This is a genomic window from Methanobrevibacter sp., from assembly GCF_017431965.1.
Lineage (GTDB): Archaea > Methanobacteriota > Methanobacteria > Methanobacteriales > Methanobacteriaceae > Methanocatella.
In genome coordinates this window covers 1-23240 of record NZ_JAFRKB010000012.1, presented here as the reverse complement: position 1 = coordinate 23240, position 23240 = coordinate 1, and the positions used below count along the sequence as shown (strand labels likewise).

Annotated in this window: 14 protein-coding genes; all 14 read left to right on the top strand. The window is 36.2% G+C overall.

Translation table 11 applies throughout. The features are described 5' to 3' along the window. Window positions 1-5371 (top strand): Ig-like domain repeat protein (locus IJI93_RS01435; RefSeq protein ID WP_292818845.1); only part of this gene is annotated, 5371 nt, incomplete at its 5' end. A gap of 156 nt (window positions 5372-5527) precedes the next feature. Continuing rightward, window positions 5528-9217, top strand: coding sequence for a C1 family peptidase (locus IJI93_RS01430; protein ID WP_292818842.1), 3690 nt, complete (start codon window positions 5528-5530; stop codon window positions 9215-9217). 119 nt (window positions 9218-9336) lie between these two features. Continuing rightward, the gene (locus tag IJI93_RS01425) at window positions 9337-9807 is read left to right on the top strand and encodes an MGMT family protein (protein ID WP_292818839.1); all 471 of its coding nucleotides are present in this window, start codon (window positions 9337-9339) and stop codon (window positions 9805-9807) included. A 339-nt stretch (window positions 9808-10146) separates the two neighbouring features. Then, window positions 10147-11208: an NAD(P)-dependent alcohol dehydrogenase gene (locus tag IJI93_RS01420; RefSeq protein ID WP_292818836.1), complete on the top strand. Its 1062-nt coding sequence runs from the start codon at window positions 10147-10149 to the stop codon at window positions 11206-11208. Window positions 11209-11300: 92 nt separating this feature from the next. Continuing rightward, a complete protein-coding gene (locus tag IJI93_RS01415) occupies window positions 11301-12860 on the top strand; it encodes a ClC family H(+)/Cl(-) exchange transporter (RefSeq protein WP_292818833.1) in 1560 nt (519 codons plus the stop codon). A gap of 4 nt (window positions 12861-12864) precedes the next feature. Further along, window positions 12865-13365, top strand: a complete 501-nt coding sequence (locus IJI93_RS01410; RefSeq protein WP_292818830.1) for a nitroreductase family protein — start codon at window positions 12865-12867, stop codon at window positions 13363-13365. Window positions 13366-13408: 43 nt separating this feature from the next. After that, window positions 13409-14089, top strand: a complete 681-nt coding sequence (locus IJI93_RS01405) for a Cna B-type domain-containing protein (protein ID WP_292818827.1) — start codon at window positions 13409-13411, stop codon at window positions 14087-14089. A 166-nt stretch (window positions 14090-14255) separates the two neighbouring features. Beyond that, the gene (mch, locus tag IJI93_RS01400) at window positions 14256-15227 is read left to right on the top strand and encodes a methenyltetrahydromethanopterin cyclohydrolase (protein ID WP_292818821.1); all 972 of its coding nucleotides are present in this window, start codon (window positions 14256-14258) and stop codon (window positions 15225-15227) included. A gap of 151 nt (window positions 15228-15378) precedes the next feature. Further along, on the top strand, window positions 15379-16218 hold the full coding sequence (locus tag IJI93_RS01395; protein WP_292818818.1) for a DUF4013 domain-containing protein: 840 nt from the start codon (window positions 15379-15381) through the stop codon (window positions 16216-16218). 124 nt (window positions 16219-16342) lie between these two features. After that, on the top strand, window positions 16343-16888 hold the full coding sequence (rbr, locus tag IJI93_RS01390) for a rubrerythrin (protein WP_292818816.1): 546 nt from the start codon (window positions 16343-16345) through the stop codon (window positions 16886-16888). 91 nt (window positions 16889-16979) lie between these two features. Then, on the top strand, window positions 16980-17525 hold the full coding sequence (gene rbr, locus IJI93_RS01385; RefSeq protein WP_292818814.1) for a rubrerythrin: 546 nt from the start codon (window positions 16980-16982) through the stop codon (window positions 17523-17525). Between the two features lie 70 nt (window positions 17526-17595). Next, on the top strand, window positions 17596-19005 hold the full coding sequence (locus IJI93_RS01380; RefSeq protein ID WP_292818812.1) for a nicotinate phosphoribosyltransferase: 1410 nt from the start codon (window positions 17596-17598) through the stop codon (window positions 19003-19005). Between the two features lie 10 nt (window positions 19006-19015). Continuing rightward, window positions 19016-19996 (top strand): choloylglycine hydrolase, encoded by a 981-nt coding sequence (gene bsh / locus IJI93_RS01375; RefSeq protein ID WP_292818810.1) that lies wholly within the window; start codon window positions 19016-19018, stop codon window positions 19994-19996. A 111-nt stretch (window positions 19997-20107) separates the two neighbouring features. Next, window positions 20108-23240: C1 family peptidase (locus IJI93_RS01370; protein WP_292818848.1), on the top strand; the 3133-nt coding region annotated here is incomplete at its 3' end.

Here is a 23240-nt window from a genome sequence, read left to right as displayed (position 1 = left end):
TTATGTGTCTGTTGATGGTAGTGATGATAATAGTGGTGCTGCTGATGCTCCTGTTGCTACTATTGCTCATGCGATTGAGATTGCTGAGAATGGTAAGATTGTTATTTTAGCTGGTGAGTATACTATTAATGCTACTTTGGTAATTAATAAGGACTTGGACATTGCTGGTGAAGGTAATGTTGTTATTGACGGTAATTCTACTAGAATTATCGAGAACACTGCAAACCTTAATTTGACCAATCTCGTATTTACTAATGCTAAGTCTACTTATGGTTCAGTATTAGCTGATAACGGTAACACTATTATTGACAATTGTACTTTCTATGGAAATGCCGCTACTGCTACACGTTCCGCTAATATTATCAACAATATGGCTGGAACTATGGTGATTGACAATTCCAAATTCTACAATAATGTTGCTTCCAGAGGTGTTATCGCTTCTCAAGCAGAAACTGCTTTGATTGTTAATAATTCCGAGTTCTTCGATAATGACATGACTTCATTTACTAATGCATATGGTATTATTTATTCAACATCTGCTGATGCTGTTGTTGAAAACACTGTCTTTAGAAACAATAAGGTTCAAAATGGTGGTGCTATTTATGCAACCAAATCTACTTCTGCTACTGCAGGCAGCTTAGAAGTTATTAACTGTACATTTGAAGACAACATGGCATATAAAGGTACTGGTGGTGCTATATTTGCATCAGGTACACTGACTGTTGATATTTATGATTCAACTTTCATCAACAACACTGCTGTAAAAAGCGATCTTGGTGTTGGTGGAAACGGTGGAGCAATTTATACAACAGGAAGCAGCGATGTAACTGTTATCAATTCTGTTTTAATAGATAATGCTGGTGATGCCGATGCTGGTATTTACGCTTCAGGAAATACATTTGACATTAGTAATTCAATAATCTTAGCTAAAGATGGTGACATTAACCCAGCATTAAATGTTAATGATTGTACTGTTACCGCTAATGATAACTTCTGGGGTGACAATAGTAAAGCAAACACTAATGCTGATGTTGAAAGATGGATTATTATGACTGCAAATTATGATGAGGATAGTGGTGTTTTAGCTGTTTCATTTGATAAGACTAATTCAACCAGCGGCACTATAGCTGATTATGCTGGTGTTTTACCTGATGGATTAACTGTTGCCGTTATCTCTTCAAGCGGTAAATTGGATGAAGTTTTACCGGTCATTTCCGGTCAGGTATCTACAACTTATGTCAAAGACGATGAAGACAGATTCATCAAAGTAACATGCAGTAATGCGGAAGTCATTATAAAATTCATGATTAAACCTGACGTTATTTATGTTGCTATGAACGGTAGTGACGATAACTACGGTACTATTGATGACCCTGTTGCTACAATTGCACATGCTGTTGAAATTGCTGAGAAAGGTAAAATCATTATCTTGGAAGGTAATTACACTACAGATTATCTAGGAATTATTTCAGGTGATTTAAACATTACTGGTGAAGGAAGAGTAGTCATAGACGCTCAAAACAATAACAGAATACTTTATGTTGGTACAGATGGCAATGTAACATTACAAAACTTAATCATGATTAATGGATGTGACAGTGAAGAAAGTGGTGCATTGCTCGGTAACTCTAACATATTGACCTTGATTAATTGTACTTTAGCTAACTCCACATCAGGTGAGCACAATGGTGGTGCAATTTACAATATAGGTAAATTAACTATCATCAATTCAACTTTTGCAAACAACACCGCTAAAGAAGGAGGAGCAATTTGGTCCAATTACGGATTAGGTAAAGATGCTGAAATAACCATAATAGATTCAATTTTCGAAAACAATATTGCAACTGGTAGCGATAATTTCGGTGGTGGAGCAATATTTGCTCAGCAACTCACAGGATTAACAATATCCGGCACTACTTTCATAGAAAATCAAGCATTATCTACTTCAAGTGGTGGAGCAATATTCCTTTCACACATAACTGATGACCTCACAATCACCGACTCAAAATTCATTGCAAACCATGCAAATGGTCAAGAAGATGTCGGTGGTGGAGCAATTTACATGGTTGGTACTTCAAATTATGAAAGAAAAGGTAAATTAACCATTACAAACACTTTATTTGAAGAAAACACTGCAGACAGTAATGGTGCAGCAATTTATGCAAGAGCTACAACTGTAAACGTTGCTAATTCTGTAATATTTGCAAATAAAGATGCAGCTGGTTTTGCAGTTTTCGGATACAAAACAGAGCAAGTCAGTCCTTCCATTACCCTTAATGATAATTGGTGGGGAACAAATGATGATCCTAGTGATTTCGTTGGTGGAAATAGAAACTATAAACCAACAATTTCAAGATGGGTCATCTTAACTGCAACCAATGACACTCCTATTGTTGAAGGAAATAACGTTAAAATCACTGTAAGTTTGGATACCTATACTGATGGTGAAACAAATGGTACCTTATCAACTCCTATTACAATCCCAAGAGATGTAATTATTGAAACAACATTTGAAACTATTGAAGGAGTATTGGAAAATGGTGAGTTTACAACCGATTATGTAATTCCTGCTGACTTAAAAGAAATAGATGTGTATGTTGACATTGAGGATGTAGTTTTATACAAATATAAAGAAGAAACAACTGTTGAAATTGAAAACATCACTGCAATTAAAGGAGATACAGCTACAATAAATGCCGTTGTCAAAACTATTGCTGGCGATAATGTCACTGGCGGTGAAGTAGAAGTATACTTCGGTGATGATTTAGTTGCAACCATTCCTGTTATCGAAGGTGTTGCATCACAAGAAGTTGAAATTAATAAAGACTATGGAGTCTACACAATTTTAGCTAAATTCATCGACACTACTGGTGAATTACTCGATAGTGAAGCAACTGCTACTTTAACTGTAATCGGATATAATTTAACTGTCAAAGAGGATAATTACGGTGATTATGGTTCTAAAATGACTGTTCCTGCTAATTTCACTGATAATAATGGTGTTCCTGTTGAAGGTGTTGAAATCATCATGATTATTGGAGACAACAATTATACTGAAGTAACTGACAGTATGGGACAAGTTGAATTCGATATTTCAGATGTGCTTCCAGGAACTTACAATGCAACAATAAAAGTTAAAGAATATGAAATTTATAAAGTAGCTGACGTTTATGCAAATGTCGTTATTAATAAATTGAATTCCACAATTGTTGTAGATCCTGTTATTACCATTTTCCCTGATGAAAATATTTTCGCAATATTAGTGGATAATGAAGGTAACGGAATTGGCAATGCAAGCGTTATCATTACTATCAACAATGAGTCTACTGCATTAATTAGTGATGAGAATGGTCAAGTTACTTTACCTATCAAGGATTTCGCTCCGGGAACCTATCCTGCTGCTATTTCTTATGAAGGTGACAGTATCTATAACCCATCCGAAGCTAATACAGAGGTAATTGTTCATGTAGATACCAGTATTTCCGTACTTCATGATGAAGCCGCTAAAGAATTGATTGCTACATTAATCAATAACCATACTGGTGATGGAATTAATGATGCTGAAGTAGTAATCAATGTTGGTGGAGAAAATTACACTGTTAAAACTAATTCCAGTGGTAAAGCTAAGGTTTCTATCGCTGATTTAGATGCAGGTCCATATTCTGCTACTGTAACTTATGAGGGTAGTGTTGAATATAATCCTTCAAATGCAACTATAGGATTCTACATTAAAGCTGATACTGTTGTTTCAGCTGTTTATGACGAAGTGGCTAATGAAATTGTTGCTACTTTAATTGATAATGCTACTGGTGAACCTGTAGGCTATGCTGATGTGATAATTAGTGTTGGTGGAGAAAATTACACTGTTAAAACTAATTCCAGCGGTATTGCTGTGGTTTCTGTTGCTGATTTAGTTGCTGGTCCTTATACTGCTGATGTTGCTTATGAGGGTAGTGCTAATTATAATCCTTCAGCTGCTTCTGTTGATTTCATTGTTAAAGCTGATACTGTTGTTTCTGCTGTTTATGATGATGATGCTAAAGAGTTGACTGTTAGTTTGACTGATAATGTTACTGGTGATGCTATTGCTGGTGCTGATGTTGTGATTACTGTTGGTAGTGATGTTTTCAATGTTGTTACTGATGATAATGGTCAGGCTGTTCAAGCTCTTGATTTAGTTGCTGGCGCTTACACTGCCGATGTTGCTTATGATGGTAGTGTGATGTATAATCCTTCAGCGGCTAGTGTTGATTTCATTGTTAAAGCTGATACTGTTGTTTCTGCTGTTTACGATGATGATGCTAAAGAGTTAGTTGCTACATTGATTAACAATGTAACAGGTCAGCCTATTAAAGGTGGTACTGTAAGATTTAATGTTGATGGTGTGAAATACACTGTTAAATCTGATGCTAAAGGTCAAGCTAAAATCTCTACTGCAGATTTAGCTCCAGGCACCTACACCGCTACAGTATCATACAAAGGTAACACTAAGTATAATCCTTCCGCTACAACTGTGGACATGGTTGTTAAATTGAATGCAGTCATAATTGTTGAAGATCTCTTTGTAGAATATGGTGGTGACGCTGAAGTGGTTGCTACATTAATGGACCTTGATGCTGTTCAGCCTATTGCTGGTGCAGACATTACATTCAACATTAATGGTGAAAGTTACAATGCTACAACTGATGACAACGGTCAAGCTAAAGTAACCGTTTCCGGTTTAGCTCCAGACACTTACACAGCTACCGTTTCATATGAAGGTGACGACACTTATAAATCCATTAGCGAAGAGTTCACTATTGTTGTAAATAAAATGTCAACAAGTATCTCAGCTGTCTACAACGCTGAAACTAATGAGTTTATTGCAACTTTAATCAACACAGAAACCGGCGCAGGAATTAAAGGTGCTACAGTTGTAATGTATTTAAACGGCGCAAAAACCAATGTCAAAACCGATAAGAACGGTCAGGCAATATTTGCGGTTGATGATGCAGACCTAACTGCATACCATGCAGCATTCTCCTATGGAGGAAACTTCAAATATCTTAAATCAACAACCAGCATAAACGCTGTTGAAAACAAAACAACAACAACTCTTTCCACAGTCTATGACAAGGAAACAGGCGAAATTGTGGCTACATTAACCAACACTGCAACCGGTGCATTCATTAAAGGTGCAAACGTTGTAATTACAGTTAATGGTGTAAAAAATGTTGTTAAAACCGATAAGAATGGTCAATCTAAAGTTTTAATTGAAGATTTAGATGCTGGACAATATTCAGTTTCTAGTTCATACGGTGGAAACAGCAAATACGCTAAAACAACCACAAACATAAATATTGTAAAATTTGATTCAGAGGGAGATTTATAATCTCCTACTTTTTTTATTTTTTGAAATTTTATTATTCCTTAAATTAATAATGATTTTATACTTTTAGCTGTTTTTTTTCATTTCCGAAATGATTATTATCTAAGTTGTAAATAGATATATATAAATTAATGAAAATTTTTAAGGGAGGATAATATCTTGCTAAACAAAAAGGCAACGATGCTAGTGATAATATTCATAAGTTTATTAACTGTCTCTAGTGTTAGTGCAAGTGAAACAACTGATGATGTGTCGGTTTTAAATGGTCTTGATGATAATTCAGTATTTGAAGTAAATGGCAATGATACTGAAGCATTGAGTAGCAATGCCTATGGATCTTTTAAGGATTTGGCTGATGAAATAGCCAATGCAGGGACAACATTGAATTTGAATAGAAATTATGTTTATACACATGATGCGGAGGATTACAGTTATATACAAGGAATTGCAATTGATAAAGCAATTACAATTAATGGGAATGGATTTAAAATTGATGGGAATAATAAAGCAAAGGCTTTTAATATAGTCTCATCTGATGTTACTTTAAATAATATCAATTTTGTTAATTGTTATTCATACGATATCGGCGGTGCCATAACTGTATTTGAATCCTGCACTTTGAATGATGTAGTTTTTCTCAACAACACTGCATATGATAGTGGCGGTGCCATAGCAGGTATGGGAAACATTAGTTTTAATGATGTTTCATTTATCAATAATGGTGCAGACAATACCGGTGGAGCAATATCCAATATGGGAGACATCTTTTTGAATGGTGCTGTTTTTGTAAACAACAGTGCAAAGGCTGGAGGAGCAATTCAAAATGATGGCATTACTTTTATAAATGATTCTATTTTTGTTAATGCAACAGCCTGTTATGCGCCTGCGATTTATGCATCCTCAGGTTTCTTAATCATTAATAATACAAAATTCATGAATTTAAGAGCAAGTGAATCTGCAGGAGCAGTTGCCTGTAAAATGCTTGATGAGATAATCATCGAAAACTCCAAGTTCATAAACACCATTTCCACCAAAAATGGTGGAGCATTATTTATCGATTCATACGTTGATTTGGGAAATCATGTAAATACTCTAATTAGAAATGTTTCATTTGTAAATAGTTGTGGTGATTTTGGTGGAGCAGTTCTCCAATTGAGCGGTAATCTGACAATGGATGATTTAACATTTTTAAACTGTACCTCTAAATATGACGGTGGAGCAGTTTATCTGTCAAAGGTAAATGCCGATATTGATCATTGTGAGTTTATTTCAAATAAAGCCACATTATATGATGATTATCAAACCTTTGGAGGTGCAATATACTTTGACTGTGGAGCTTTAAGCATAAATGATTCAATATTCATAAACAATTCCGCACAGGTGGGCAGTGGAGTAATTTATATTTATGATTCAGAATATAAGATTGCAAATTCGGAATTTGACAATAATGGAGAAGCAGTCTATGCTGTTTTTAAGGATGAAAAATCAGAAATTGTGGATTGTGTTGGTGAGGACACAGTTTCTGATGATAACGTCTTTTATCCATATGTAATTTCAGGTGTTGGCCAAAATTTGACATTGGTCGATGACCAGATTGATTTTGATGTTCTGCCTTCCCGTTTTGATTTGAGGGATTATAATTTTACATCCCCAGTAATGAATCAGGGACTTATGGGGGATTGCTGGGCCGCCTCTTTTATTGCCACATTAGAATCAGCATTAATGAAAAAAACAGGTTTGAATAAAACATTTTCTGTAAATAACCTGAAAAACTTAATGCTTATGTATTCAAAATATGGTCAGAATGTAAATGCAGAAGGAGGATCCAATTTAAATAGTATGGCATATCTCTTAAGTTGGATGGGAGCCGTTCCCCAGGAATATGACACTCATGATGAATTGGGTAAAATATCTCCATTAATTATAAATAATGAAACTGTACACATTCAGGATATCATTATACTTCCAATGGATGCAGAAATCATTGGAGGGGACCCTAGTATTAAACAGGCTGTCATTAGGTATGGAGGACTGGTCGCAACCTTGTCTCTTCAAGTAAATGAAGAAAATGATTTTTTCAATGAAAATACTTCCGCCCAATATGACCCTGATTTAACAGATGCCGACCATCAGGTTTCTATTGTGGGATGGGATGATTCATTTTCCCGAAATAATTTCTTAATTACACCTCCTGGAGATGGGGCATGGATTTGTAAAAACAGCTGGGGAGAAGATTTCGGTGAAGATGGATATTTTTATGTTTCATATTATGATAAAACATTTTGTGCATTCCCTAATAACACTGATGATTGCGCCATTGCAATCGTAGTTGAAAATACTGTACAGTATAACAGAAATTACCAATATGATTTTGCAGGATGGGATGTCAGCTATTGGACTGAAGATGAGAATATAACCTATGCCAATAAGTTTAATTCCATTGATGATGATTATATAGCTGCAGTTGGGACTTATTTCAACCAATCCGATGTAAATTATAGGGTTGAAATAGTGGTTAATGGCGAGGCTGTCTATAGCCAGGAGGGTGTTTCACCTTACAGGGGTTATCACACCATTAAATTAAACGAATACATTCCAATTGCAAAGAATGATGAATTCAGCGTTTATATAACTTCAAATATTGTTCCATGTTCCAAAAATGTAAGATTGCATTATAAAAATGGGGTTTCATTTGCTGATGATGGAAAATGGACGGATTTATATGAGGAAATGGGAATGGTTGCATGTATTAAGGTTTACACAATTGAAGCAATCGGACCTGAAAAGCAAAACTCCAGCATTTCAGCTTATTATGATATCTTAAATGGTATATTGACTGTTAATTTGGCTAATGGAGAAGGTGATGCCATTGCTGATGTGGATATAGTTGTTGCAGTTAGCGGCAGTAGCTGCACCGGAAAAACTGATGATTCAGGCAATGCTGAATTTTCCACTGAGAACCTGCCTGCAGGAACTTACAAAGCAACTGTTTCATATGATGGTGATGATATATATGGTCCTTCCCAAACAACTATTGATATGCTTGTAAAGCTGAATACTAGTATTTCCGCTGTTTATAATAATGGTGAATTGGTTGCAAGCTTGATTAACGCAGGCACAGGAAAAGGTATTATCAATGCTAATGTCAATGTTAGAATAGATGGTGCATCTTATAGCGCTAAAACTGATTCCAGCGGCCAAGCCAAACTGACCATTTCAGGTTTGGCTCCGGGAATTCACACCGCAACGGTTTCATATAAGGGCAACGGCAAGTATAATCCCTCTAGTGAATCACTCAATATTTCTGTAAGCAAAATAACAACCAGCATTTCAATATATTATGATGAGGCAACTCAGGAGCTAGTTGCTACCTTAATCAACAGCCAAACAGGTCAGGCCATTAAAGGCGCCACTATAGTATTCAATTATAATGGTGTTAAAACAGCCACAAAATCAGACAAGCAAGGTCATGCAAGGTTATTCATTGGCAATCCTAGTGCGGATAGTGCTAGTCTTTCATATGGTGGAAACAGCAAATACTTCAAATCATACGCATCAATAAAAATTGTGGCTGATAAGATACCAACTGTCATTTCCAATTTCTATGATGAAAGTACACAGCAAGTGGTGGCCACACTTATCAACAGGCAAACAGGTCAGGCTATTAAAGGTGCAACAGTCGTATTCAACTTCAATGGCGTGAAAACCGCTTTAAAAACAGATAAGCTCGGCCAGGTTAAACTCTCAGTAGCTGATTTGATTGCGGATGAATACTATATAAGCAGCTCATACGGCGGAAACTTTAAGTATGCCGGATCTGTTGCAAGGATAAGCTTCTTTAAAATCTAAAGGGGGACCTGTTTCTCCTTTATCTTTTTCTTTTTTTTTTAAATATAATTTATCTTAATAAATGATTTTTAAATAGATTTAAATAGTATAATCTAAAATTACTTATAAGAGGAGATATTATGGCTCGCAAATCTTTCAACGAAAAATTAAATGACTCTAAAGATATGCCGAAAATAATTGAAATTGATGATGAGAAATCCATTGAAAGATATGGTGGAAGTCAGATGCTGATTGCTCCGCCAATCGAATACAATGATTTGATGGCTCAGGTTCCTGAAGGCAAACTGATAACCGTTTCCGAGATAAGGGAGTTTCTTTCTCAAAAATATGGGGCCGAGTTTACCTGTCCTATGACTGCAGGAATTTTCATATCTCTTGCAGCCCAGGCCAGTTGTGAGAGAAAGGATAACAGGATTCCATTTTGGAGAACCCTTAAAAAAGACGGCGAATTAAATCCGAAATATCCTGGTGGAATAGAATATCAAAAGGAAATGCTTTCAAGGGAAGGCCATACTTTCACAACAAAAGGCCGAAAAAATATAAGATATTTTGTTGAAAATTACAAAGATAGCCTATCTGATTTGAAATAGTTTCATTTTTAATATGCATTTTCATATTCGCACATTAAAATATACAAAATTGATTATTTTTATCTTATTTTTTAATATTTTCTTATATTTTGAAGTCAAAATGTTAATTTAATATTATTTTTTTTAATAAAATGAATATTTTTTAATTCAATTGCCAAGATTTAAATAACTCTAAAATTAGATATATAATCAGAGTTGATTATATCTGTGGGATAAAAGTTATTCTTTTCAAAATAAATCAATGCAATGTGATTTGAGGGAATAATAAATCATTTATCCTCAGAAAATATTATTTGAATTAGTCAGCTTTTTTTTAAAGACAAATTTGGAGTTAAAAACATGAAAGGACTAGCAAGAATCGATCAAGACGTAATGGACTGGGTAGAAAAAGACAAACCGGAATGCGGACCATATGATGCAATCGTTAAACCTATTGCACTTGCACCATGTACTTCAGATGTGCACATCGTTTGGGGAAATGCATACATGAGCGATGCGCCAAACAGGATTTTAGGACACGAATCCACAGGTATTGTTGAAGAAGTGGGAAGCCACGTAAAAGATTTCAAACCAGGCGACCGCGTAATCGTACCTGCAATTACTCCTGATTGGCTTACAGTTCCAGGCCAACAAGGATTCGGTCAACACTGTTACGGTATGGGTACTGGAATGAGCTTCATTACATTCAAGGACGGAACATTTGCAGAACATTTCAATGTAAACCAGGCTGACGGTAACCTTGCACACTTGCCTGACAACGTTTCACTGGATCAGGCAGTAATGATTTCAGACATGATGACAACCGGTTTTTACGGTGCTGAACTGGCTGAAATTAAACCTGGTGATACAGTGGCAGTATTCGGTATTGGACCTGTTGGTCTTATGAGTGTGGCAGGAGCACACTTCATGGGAGCATCAAGGATTCTTGCAGTAGGAAGCAGACCTGTATCTGTTAAAGTAGCAAAAGAATATGGTGCTTCAGATATTGTAGATTACCACGACGGGGATACTGTACAGCAAATAATGGACCTTACAGATGGTGCTGGAGTTGATAAAGTTATTGTTGCAGGTGGTGGCGCATCTACAGTTGGAGAAGCATTGGAAGTTCTTAAGGTAGGTGGTGTATTGGGTAATGTAAACCACTACGACGGTGTTGCTGAAGTGCCGTTGCCTGCTCTTGCATGGGGTGCCGGACTTGCTGATAAAACAATCCGTGGTGGAGTATGTCCTGGTGGACGTGCCAGAATGGAACAACTCGTAAAATTGGTCGAATATGGCAGATTTGACTCAAGTAAATTAATCACTCATAGATTTACTAATTTTGAAGACATCTATGAAGCAATGATTATAATGAGAGACAAACCACGTGATTTAATTAAACCTGCTGTTATTTTAGAATAGGTTTAAATTGTGCTATAATTCAATTATGAATTATAGTATCTTTTTCTTTTTTTGTGAAATAATTTTATATGATTTTGGATATAGTATAATTAATGAAAGCTATTGAAAAAACATTGAAATCCGTTGCTGAAAATCCTAAATATATTTTCCGTTTAACAATTCAGGGCATAATGGTCGGTATATTTGCAGGATTGATGGTATGCCTTTATAGATTTCTGCTTTATGGTTCTGAAAATATTTTAAGAGGTTATTTAACCATAATCAATGGGAATATAGTTTATACAATTCTATTTTTCATAGCTCTTGGCGTTATGGGTCTTTTGATAGATTATCTTATAAAATGGGAAAAGGACTCTGCGGGAAGCGGAATACCTCAGGTTTATGCTGAAATAAAGGGGCATATGGAAGCCAATTGGGCAAAAGTTCTGGTTTCTAAAATACTTGCAGGTGTTTTGACTGCATTGGGCGGTCTTTCACTTGGTCCCGAAGGCCCGTCAGTTCAGATTGGTGGTATGGCTGGAAAGGGAATAGCCAAGTTATTCAATGGATCCAAAACTGATGAGCTAAGACTGATTTTGGTTGGTTCGGCAGTGGGTATTACAGCGGCTTTCAATGCACCTCTGGCTGGAGTGATATTTGTTTTTGAAGAGATAAATCACGGTTTCGATAAGACTTTGGTATTCATTGCACTGGTTTCTGCAATAGTATCCGATTTCATATCAAAAGTAATATTCGGCCAACAGACAATCCTTGATTTTCCTGTCCTGAACATACCTTTAGAATCATACTGGATTTTAATCATTTTGGGTGTAATAATAGGTATTCTGGGTTATGTCTACAATATAGGCATGATCAAATCCAGTGATTTTGTTTCAAACCTTAAGATTCCTTCATGGCTTAAGTTTGTAGTGGTGTTTATGGTGTCTGGTGTTGTAGCCCTTACAGTACCTGAAATAAGTGATGGGGGACACTTCATGATGGACATGTTGGATGTAGCCATTCCTTCTTTAGGTGTTTTGGTCCTGCTTTTGCTTTTGAAATACCTGTTTTCAATGTTTTCATTCTCATCAGGAGCTCCTGGAGGAATATTTTTACCGATTTTGGTACTTGGAGCTTATATCGGAGCAGTATTCGGTTCTATAGTTGTTCCTTATTTTGGATGGCAGCAGGATTTAATCTACCGGTTCATAATCATTTCAATGGCAGGATTTTTTGCAGCAACGGTAAGGTCTCCGATTACGGGCATTGTTCTTTTGGCTGAGATGAGCGGTTCAACAGAGTCTCTGGTGGCTATGATAATAGTTTGCCTGATAGCTTATGTTGTCCCTACACTTCTGGGCAACGAACCGATTTACGAGTCATTGTATGACAGGCTGCTTTTAACTAAAAACAGGGAATTTGTTAAGAAGCCTTCAAAACATGTTTTATCAGAGTATTTGGTGCCGTTAAACTGCAACTATATTAATTTTAAAATTAAGGATATTCCGTTTCCAAAAAATGCAATAGTTGTCTCTGTAATCAGAAACGGCAAGTACGTAATAGCTAATGAGAACTTTAACATTAAATATGCAGATCAGATTCAGATTTTGACTGACGTTAATGATTATCCTTATGTAAGGGAGGAAATTGAAGAATTGTTTAATGGAAAGTGATATTTTGAGTTTAATTTTTAAAAGGCGTTCCGTTCGAAAGTTTAGGGATGAAAAGGTTCCGGATGATTTGATTGAAAATCTGCTTAAAGCAGGCATGCAGGCACCTTCATCTTGCAATTCACAGCCTTGGGAGTTTATTGTAGTTTCAAAAAAAGAAGACAAACTGGCGATTTCAAAGATGCATAGATTTGCCAAGCCTGCCGAGGGTGCATCACACCTGATTATCACCATAGGCAATCTAAATCAAGCAAAAGTTATAGGCATGATTGAACAGGATTTGGGAGCATGCAATGAAAATATTCTGCTTCAGGCAACTCATGAAGGTCTTGGTGCTGTATGGTTAGGTTTTCATCCAATCGAAGACAGAACATTGAAATTGAAGGAGTATTTGGATATTCCGGATTATTGCATTCCGTTTTCGGTAATCTGTGTAGGCTATCCTTTAAGTGATGGTGAAGTCCGCTTGAGATTTGATGAGTCTAAAGTTCATTACGATAAATATTAAATATTATAAAGCCAAATTATTATTAACAATGAGAGGTAATATCATGAACAAAAAGATTTTTGCAATACTGTTCATTTCAATCTTTTTAATTGCTTTTATCGGCTTTGTTTCTGCTGCTGATGAAGGTGGCGATAATGTTTCAAATCCCATAAGCGTTAAAATAGTCTGGAATGATAATGGCCAAACTTCTGATAGGCCAAGTCAGGTTACAGTAAACCTTTTAAAAGATGGAACTGTGGTGGAATCTGTTAGCTTAATGGATTCCAATTCTTGGAGTTCTACTTTTAAGACTCAAAATGATGGTGGAAATTATAAAATAGTTGTTAGGGATGATATCTCATCATATTCCGTTTCATCTAACGGCAATGCCAATAGCGGTTTTGTAATTTCAGCGGTTCTTAAAGAAACTCCACTGAAGGCCAGCGATGAAAATGATTCTGTGATGAAAGCTAGTGGCGGCGACAATGAAACCGGTGATGTTGCTAATGATACAAACAACAATACAAATTACAATACCAACAATGATACGGATAATTCAAACAGCACCGCCAACAATACAAGTAAAGATGTTTCCAATGACACTAAAAAAGTTAAAAATGATGTAAAACCTGTTAAAAAGGAAAAACCTCATAAAACTAAATTAAGAAACACAGGTATTCCAATTGCCGTTTTATGTTTAGTTTCTATGGTAGTAGCATTTATTCCGTTTAGATATAAAAAATAACTAAAGTAGATGTTTGACATCTACAATATTTTTCTTTTTTTCAATCGTTCAAGTCTCCAATCATCTCTTTTTTTAAATTCAATTAGACAATTTTAAATAAGAATAAAGATAAATCTTTAATTAATAACTTAATGTTTTAAGTTAATATTTTATATGAGGTTAAACTATGGTAAGTGTAAATGTAGAAGCTAAAAAAACCGTAGATGTAATGATTGAAAAAGCTGATGAATTAAACATAGCTGTTTCAACTTTAGATAATGGCGCTACTGTCATTGACTGTGGTGTAAATGTTGATGGAAGCTTTAAAGCAGGAGAACTTTATACTAAAGTTTGTCTTGGCGGACTTGCAGATGTTGGAATTTCAATTCCTGGAGATTTGTCTGAAAAATTCGCTCTTCCTTCAGTAAAAATTAAAACTGATTCACCTTCTATTTCAACCTTAGGTTCCCAAAAGGCAGGTTGGTCTGTATCTGTAGGTGATTTCTTTGCATTAGGTTCCGGTCCTGCTAGAGCTATTGCATTAAAACCTGCTGAAACTTATGAAGAAATTGGATATGAAGACAAAGATGCAGATTTAGCTATCTTGACTTTGGAAGCTGATGTATTGCCTGGTGAAGATGTTGCACAATACATTGCTGATGAATGTAGTGTTGATGTAAAAGATGTCTACTTGCTTGTAGCTCCTACTTCTTCTCTCGTTGGATCTATTCAAATTTCTGGTAGGGTAGTTGAAAACGGAACTTACAAAATGTTGGAATTCATTAAATTTGACGTAACCAAAGTTAAACATGCAGCAGGTATCGCTCCAATCGCACCGGTTGACCCTGATGGACTTAAGGCAATGGGTAAAACCAACGATGCAGTATTGTTCGGTGGAAGAACTTACTACTATGTAGAATCTGAAGAAGGCGATGACATTGCTGATGTTGCAGCTCAATTACCATCTTCCGCTGCAGACGGATACGGCAAACCATTCTTTGACGTATTTAAAGAAGCAGGATTTGACTTCTACCAAATCGATAAAGGAATGTTTGCTCCTGCAGAAGTAGTAATCAATGATTTGACTACTGGTAAAATTTATAAGGAAGGATTTGTCAACGCAGACTTGCTTAAAAAATCCTTTGGTGTAGATGAATAGATTTTCATTCTATTCTATTTTTTTCTTTTTTTTTAAAATTATGCGTATATTGTCATTTAGCTAGTTTTTTACTTAATTTTAAATAGTATTACTTTTAAATATTAACTATATCTCAATGAGATAATTTTATTTAATTTAAAGGTGATTAAAAATGGAAATAATGGATATTATCAAAGAAGCATTTCTTTTCCCATCACAGAATTTAGAAAAATTAGCGATATATATAGTCATTACATTCGTTGTAGGCATTTTAATCGGTGGTGGAGTCATATTGACTGCATTCGGAGCTTACGCTGGCGAATTTATTTATGTAATCTTGTCCGTTATCCTGATTATTCTTGGAATTATTGTTTCATTTATCATTTCCGGTTACCAACTTGGCATTTTGAAATCAGGTATCGATCAAGTGCCTGAAGCACCAAGCTTTGACTGGAAAAATGATATGATTAATGGAGTTAAAATGCTAATTGTTTCAATCGTGTATTTCATTATCCCTATGATTATTACATTGATTATTGCATTGATTACCAATATTCCAGGTCAATTCATTGATCTATTCGAACAAGCAGCAGTGGCTCCTGCAAATGTAACTGCAGCCACTAATGCAACAGCTCCTATTGTAAGTGGTGTTTCAGATGCTGCTATAGCTGCTTTAGGAACTTCCATAGCTATAACTGCAATTATTGCTGCTGTATTATTCATCATATTTGCATTCCTCCACACTATGGGTGAATCAAGATTGGCTAATACCGGCAGTTTAGGTGAAGCTCTCAACATCCCTGAAGCGTTCAAGGACATTACAAGAATCGGTGTTGGAAAAGTTGTTGCTGTAATAATTTTAATGATTGTTGTCGTTTCCGTAATTTCTGGTATTTTAGGATACATTTACGGACAAGTACCACAATTGTCTATTCTTTCAGTAATAGTAACTCCATATTTAACTTTCTTTGCACAGAGAGCTACTGGATTACTATATTCTGATATAGCTTAAATATTATTATTTAAGCTTTCTTTTTTTTCTTTTTTTCGTTGTGAATCTTATTTCATATTATTTATTCTTTATAAAACTTTTTATGCAATGATGACCATATTAATAACTATCGGAGTTGTTTAATATGTCAGAATTAAAAGGCACAAAAACTGAAAAGAATTTAGAAGCTGCATTTGCAGGCGAATCACAGGCACATACCAAATACCAATACTTCGCTGCAAAGGCAAAAGAAGAAGGCTATGTTCAAATCCACGATATTTTCATGGAAACCTCCAAAAACGAAAGGGAACATGCTAAAATATGGTATAAAATCTTGCACGATGAGGAAATTCCAGACACAATAGCCAATCTCAATGCTGCAGCTGATGGTGAAAACGAAGAATGGACTTCAATGTATAAGGAATTTGCTGAAACCGCTCGTGAAGAAGGATTTGCTAAAATTGCATTCCTATTTGAAAAGGTTGGAGAAATCGAAAAAGAGCACGAAGGAAGATACAGGACCTTGCTTGCAAATGTTGAAGCCGAATCAGTATTTAAAAAAGAAGATGAAATTGAATGGAAATGCGAAAACTGCGGATTTATTTTCAAAGGTCCTCAAGCACCTGAAATGTGTCCGGTTTGCGGATATCCAAAAGCACACTTTGAAGAAAGAGCACAAAATTACAAATAATTTTACTCTTTTTTTTACTTTTTTTATTTTCTAACGACTCACCAAAATTTTATATACTCATTTAAAAATATTTTAATTTGGAGATGATATTATGGCTAATTTAGAAGGCTCAAAAACCCAAGAAAATTTGATGGCTGCTCTTGCAGGCGAATCTCAAGCACGCGTAAAATATGAGTTTTACGCATCCCAAGCTAAAAAGGACGGTTATGTTGAAATCAAGGATATTTTCCAGGAATCATCCGACAATGAAAAGGAACATGCTAAAATATGGTTTAAACTGTTGAATGGCGGAAAAGTACCTGACACTCAAACCAACCTTGCTGATGCAGCTGCAGGAGAACACGAAGAATGGACTGAAATGTATAAGAACTTCGCTGATGTAGCACGTGAAGAAGGCTTTGACGACATTGCAGATTTGTTTGATGCTGCCGCTGCAACCGAAAAGGCTCACGAAGAAAGATACAATGCATTGTCCGCTAAAATCGAAGCAGGTAAGGTATTTAAAAAAGATGAGGAAATCGCATGGAAATGTAACAATTGCGGATACATCCACTATGGAACAGACGCTCCGGAAGTATGTCCGTTATGCGATCACCCACAAGCACACTTCAGAAAAAAAGATGAAAGCTATATCTAACTTCTTTTTTTCTCTTTTTTTTTTAATAAAAAATATATTGCCTAATCTATAATATCTTAATAGGGATATTATGATTGAAAATAACATTTGTCTTTTAACAGATAGTTATAAGGTAACTCATCACTATTTCTATCCTGAAGGAACAGAAAAGATTTATTCCTATCTTGAAAGTAGATTAGGTGCTGAATTTAACAAGACTATCTTTTATGGACTCCAGTACATAATTAAAAAGTATTTGGAAGGTCAGGTTGTTACCCAAGAAAAGATTGATGAAGCAGACAGGATTATTTCCACACATATAGGCGAGGGAATTTTCAACAAGTCCGGTTGGGAGTATATTTTGGATAAGCATGATGGGAAACTTCCGATTGAAATTAAAGCGGTCGCTGAAGGAACACCTGTTGATGTGAGCAATGTATTGATGACAGTTGAAAACACTGATAAGAAATCTTATTGGCTTCCGAATTATTTGGAATCCCTCCTTTTGCAGGTATGGTATCCGTCAACCGTTGCAACGCTATCCGCTGAAGTAAGAAAACTTGCCAACTTCTATCTGGAAGTTACAGGTTCTGCTAAAGATAATCTTGATTTCATGCTGCATGATTTCGGATATAGGGGAGCAACTTCAACGGAATCCTCAAGATTGGCAGGTTCAGCTCATCTGCTCAGCTTTTCAGGAACAGATACAATTCCATCGTTATCAATTCCAGAAAATTATTACAATGACTCTAACATTTACGGATTTTCAGTTCAGGCGACAGAACACAGCGTAATGACCTCTATGGGTCCTGAAGGCGAATTAAATCAAATCCTAAATGTCATCGATAAAGCCAAGGATGGAGTTTTGTCCATTGTCATCGATTCATATAACTACAGAAACTTTTTAAGTGAAGCCGGCAGGTCAGGTTCTGATTTAAATGAAGCTATCCTAAACTTTTTGGATGGCGAGAACAATAAGGTTGTCTTCAGGCCGGATAGCGGGGAGCCAGTTTCAACCACTATGGACTGTTTGAATTTGCTTTCAGACGGTTTCGGCTGTCACTTAACCTGCGAAGGCTATAAGGTCTTTGACTTGAATATTGGCCTTTTGTGGGGAGACGGACTTGACTATCAAAAGATACGTGACATCTTGTTTGCCATGAAATCCAATGGGTGGGCTGCCCAAAACATTATCTTCGGTATGGGCGGAGGACTGCATACCTCCGTAAACAGGGATACCCAAAGAAATGCCTTTAAATGTTCAGCTCAGCTAAGGGATGGAATGTGGCATGATATATTTAAAAATCCTCTAGATTCAAGTAAAAAATCAAAAACAGGCAGATTCAAATTAATCAAATCTAACAATTCCTTTAAGACAGTACAATTTGACAGCGAGGGTGAAGATTATCTGAGATGTGTTTTTAGAAATGGAGAACTATTAATCGACGATAAATTTGATGCCATTAAATCAAGGGCATTGAATTACTCAAACTTTTTATAAGGTGATAAAAATGTGTACTGCATCAAATTATATAACCGAAAGGCATTATTTCGGAAGGAACTTTGATTATGAAATTTCATATAATGAACGTGTTACAATAACACCCAGAAACTATGAACTTAAATTCAGGAAAATTGATGACATCAAAACCCATTATGCAATTATTGGAATAGCCGCAGGCATTGACGAATACCCTTTATATTATGATGCCTGCAATGAAAAGGGATTGGCTATTGCCGGTTTAAACTTTGCAGGCAATGCAGTTTATCAGGACATGAAAGAGGATATGCTGAACATCACACCATTCGAGCTGATTCCATATCTTCTTGGCTGTGCCGAAAGTGTGGCTGAAGCCCGCAAGCTGATTGAAGACATTAACCTGGTAAACATTAACTTTGCTGATGAACTTCCTTTATCTCCTCTTCACTGGATGATGTCAGACAACAGTGGTGAAGCCATTGTAATCGAACCGCTTGAAGATGGACTTAAGGTTTATGACAATCCGGTAGGCGTTTTGACAAACAACCCTCCTTTTGACAAACAACTTTTTTACCTGAACAACTACAGAAGCCTGTCAAACAAAAATCCGGAAAATAATTTTTCAGATTCATTTGATTTGGATGAATATTCAAGAGGCATGGGTGCAATTGGACTTCCGGGAGACCTGTCATCTGCCTCAAGATTTGCAAAAGTTGCATTTACACGTGCAAATTCATACTCTGATATGGATGAAGTTAGTAGTTTAGGACAGTTTTTCCATATTTTGAAATCTGTCGAGCAGCAGAACGGATGCACTTTCATTTCCGATCCGAATTTATATGAGTATACAATTTACACTTCATGCTACAGCACCAGCAAAGGCATCCTGTATTACACCACATATGAGAATTCACAAATATCAGCAGTTGATTTGCATAATGAAGACTTGGATTCGGAAAATCTGATTAATTACCTATTGATTAATGAACAACAAATCAATTTCATAAATTAATTTCTTTTTAGTCAGATATTTATATTATCATTTCTATAAATATCATTGGTTTATACAATTTAACATTCTATTGTGTTTAAATTGTTTAATGGAGGCAACAGCTTGAAAAAGATGAAATTGTTTGTATTGTTATCAATAGCATGTTTATTGTTGATAATTCCAACAGCATTTGCAGTTGATGGTGAAGATGCATTGGAAAGTTCATATGACAACTCCAGTGTTTTGACTGCAGATTATTATTTTGATGCAAATGCTGCTGATGACAGCGGCAACGGTTCTATAACAAATCCATATAAGCAGCTTACCAGCGCACGCATTAAGGACAATTCAAATATCCACCTTGCCAGTGGCGAGTATACATTAAACGCTCATAAGACAATCAATAATGTTACTTTTATAGGCAGCAATGCCTCCAATACAATTATTAAATTCCAGGGCAAAGGTTTTGTAGTTTCAAGTTCACTTGTTTTGGAAAATGTTACTTTGGATAAACTGATAGTGCAGAATAATGGAAATTTGAGTGCAACAAATGTCATTTTCAAGGGTGGATCTTCGACATATGGAGGGGCAATCTATTCAACTACAAACACTGCCGTTTTCAATTTGGAAAACTGCACCTTCATGGATTGCCATGGAAAATATGGCGGGGCAATTTCGATTGAAGGGGCAACCCTGAACATCAACAATTCCCTGTTCAGCGGCACTTATTCTGAGATTTATGGCGGAGCTATTGCAGCCAAATCCAAATCTAAAATAAATATCAACAACACCAGATTCCTGAATACATATTCCCAAGACGATGCCGGAGGAGCCATTTATATTTATGATTCAACATTCAATGGGTTCAATATAGAAATCGTCAATTCAACGGCCAATTTCGGCGGAGCCATAACCTCACTAAAGTCATTCGTCTATTTATCCAATCTTACAGCCAGTTTCAATAAAGCCAAATACGAAGGCGGAGCGATTTATGCTATGTATCGTCAATTTTCAATAACAGATTCTCTTCTTGATGGGAATTTGGCCAATAACGGAGCTGCAATTTATGCTTTTGGAATTGAAAGCTTTATAATCAATTCAAATCTTTTCATCAACAATAGCGCTGCAGATACTGCCGGTGGTGTCTATTCCCTTAAAAATGATGTATATTATGATTCTATTTTGGATGTTGGGCTGAACAACACTTTCATAAATAATGTTGCATTGCATGAAAATGACGTTTATGAAAGCAACTCCCCATCATTTGTCATCAAAAGCGATGATTATCAATTAATCAGGTGCGATTCATATTATAACGGCACCATCCCAAGCAGTTATGATTTAAGAAGCTTGGGTTATGTCACTTCAGTCAAAAATCAGGGAAATGACGGGAACTGCTGGGCATTTGCGGCATTAAGCGTTCTTGAATCAAACATCTTAAGGGCAGGCGGAAGCAGCATGGACCTATCCGAAGAAAACATTAAGGATTTGATGGCCGAAATTTCCGTTTACGGCTGGCAGATGCAAACCAATGAGGGCGGTAAGGATTGTATGGGATATAGCTATATGGTAAGCTGGCTGGGTCCGGTAAATGATAGTTATGATAAATATAAGATAGGTTCAGTTATCTCACCTATACTGAACAGTTCCATCCATGTTCAGGACATTCTCTTCATTGATGAGTCTTCAAGCGATGAAATCAAAAGGGCTATTATGAGCTATGGTGCAGTCCATTCACCAATATACTATTCTAATGGTTATAAGAGGGGAGATAATAATTACTACTATGACGGCAATCTTACTTCAAACCATGCGGTTGCAATAGTCGGATGGGATGACGATAGGGTAGTTTCAAAAGCTCCAGGCAAGGGTGCTTGGATTGTTAAAAACAGCTGGGGCCCTAACTGGATGGATAAAGGCTATTTTTATGTTTCATATTATGATGTGAGATTAGCAAAATCCAGCCTATGGACTTTCATACTAAACAATACAATCAAGTATGACAAGAATTACCAATATGACATTTCAGGAAAAACAGATAACTACTACTTCAATGAATCCGCCAAGAATGTCTGGTATAAAAATAGATATACTGCAGGTGAAGACGAATATTTGGCGGCTGTTTCAACCTACTTTGAAAAGGAAACCGCTTGGGATTTGTATGTTTATGTTAACGGTCAATTATCTCTCACACAAAGTGGCACTGCAACTGCAAGCTATAAGACAATTGATTTAAATGAGTTAATAACCCTCAGGGCAGGGGATGTGTTTGAAGTAGTCTTTAAGCTAAGCGTTGATAGGGATGCTAGCGTTCCTATTTCCGAATCAGTTTCATTTGTCCAGAAATATTTTACCCAAAACATGTCATTTATCAGCTTTGACGGTGAAAACTGGCTGGATTTCATCAATTTAACCGTGGAATATTCCACTCATAAATATTATGGTGACCAGGTAGCTTGCATAAAGGCGTTTACCATTTTGGAAAAACTAAATCCAAGCATTGAGCTCGAGACTATTTCTCCGTACAAATCCGCTCAATTTGAAGCTATAATTAAAGACCAGTACGGCAATCTTGTCAAACCCGGAAAAGCCATATTCACTGTTGAAGGTGAGGACATTCAGGCTGATGTTGTAAACGGAATAGCTGTCTTATCTCATGTGTTCAATGAAATAGGCGATTATTCTGTTCTGGTAAACTTTTCAGCCAATGGATACAATAGCGTTTTGCAGCCTTTCATTATAACAATCTATAAGGACAGGACAAACGCCAGTCTGATTTTGGATTCTGCAGTTTTAGATTACAATAATAAATATGTTACAGCCAGTTTAATGGATTTAGACGGCAGTGCAATATCCCAGGCTGATTTGGTACTTGATATTAACGACAATTATTATTACAGCACCACAGACGCTTATGGCCAGGCAAGGTTCCTGTGTGAAGATGTGATTTCAGGCACCCACATGGCAACTGCTTATTTTGAAGGAAACGTATTGTTTTATCCAGCTAGTGCAAATGCCAGTGTTTTTGTCAAGACAAATACCAGCATCAGTGCCACCTACAGCAATGGTGAGTTAATAGCTATTTTGGTTAATAATGAAACCGGCCAAGCAATCAAGGGTGCTGCTGTAAGATTTTCGGTTGATGGCCAGAAGGGATCCGTTAAAAGTGATGCTGACGGTGAAGCTATTTTTGCCGTTTCCACTTTGGCTCCGGGCACTTACACGGCTGTTGTCTCATACAACGGTAACGGCAAGTATAATCCAT

What these genes read in the sequence shown, in the direction of transcription:
- IJI93_RS01425 (WP_292818839.1), top strand. Translation starts at nt 9,337, where the DNA reads ATGGCTCGCAAATCTTTCAACGAAAAATTAAATGACTCTAAAGATATG.
- IJI93_RS01420 (WP_292818836.1), top strand. Translation starts at nt 10,147, where the DNA reads ATGAAAGGACTAGCAAGAATCGATCAAGACGTAATGGACTGGGTAGAA.
- IJI93_RS01415 (WP_292818833.1), top strand. Translation starts at nt 11,301, where the DNA reads ATGAAAGCTATTGAAAAAACATTGAAATCCGTTGCTGAAAATCCTAAA.
- IJI93_RS01405 (WP_292818827.1), top strand. Translation starts at nt 13,409, where the DNA reads ATGAACAAAAAGATTTTTGCAATACTGTTCATTTCAATCTTTTTAATT.
- mch (WP_292818821.1), top strand. Translation starts at nt 14,256, where the DNA reads ATGGTAAGTGTAAATGTAGAAGCTAAAAAAACCGTAGATGTAATGATT.
- IJI93_RS01395 (WP_292818818.1), top strand. Translation starts at nt 15,379, where the DNA reads ATGGAAATAATGGATATTATCAAAGAAGCATTTCTTTTCCCATCACAG.
- rbr (WP_292818816.1), top strand. Translation starts at nt 16,343, where the DNA reads ATGTCAGAATTAAAAGGCACAAAAACTGAAAAGAATTTAGAAGCTGCA.
- rbr (WP_292818814.1), top strand. Translation starts at nt 16,980, where the DNA reads ATGGCTAATTTAGAAGGCTCAAAAACCCAAGAAAATTTGATGGCTGCT.
- IJI93_RS01380 (WP_292818812.1), top strand. Translation starts at nt 17,596, where the DNA reads ATGATTGAAAATAACATTTGTCTTTTAACAGATAGTTATAAGGTAACT.
- bsh (WP_292818810.1), top strand. Translation starts at nt 19,016, where the DNA reads ATGTGTACTGCATCAAATTATATAACCGAAAGGCATTATTTCGGAAGG.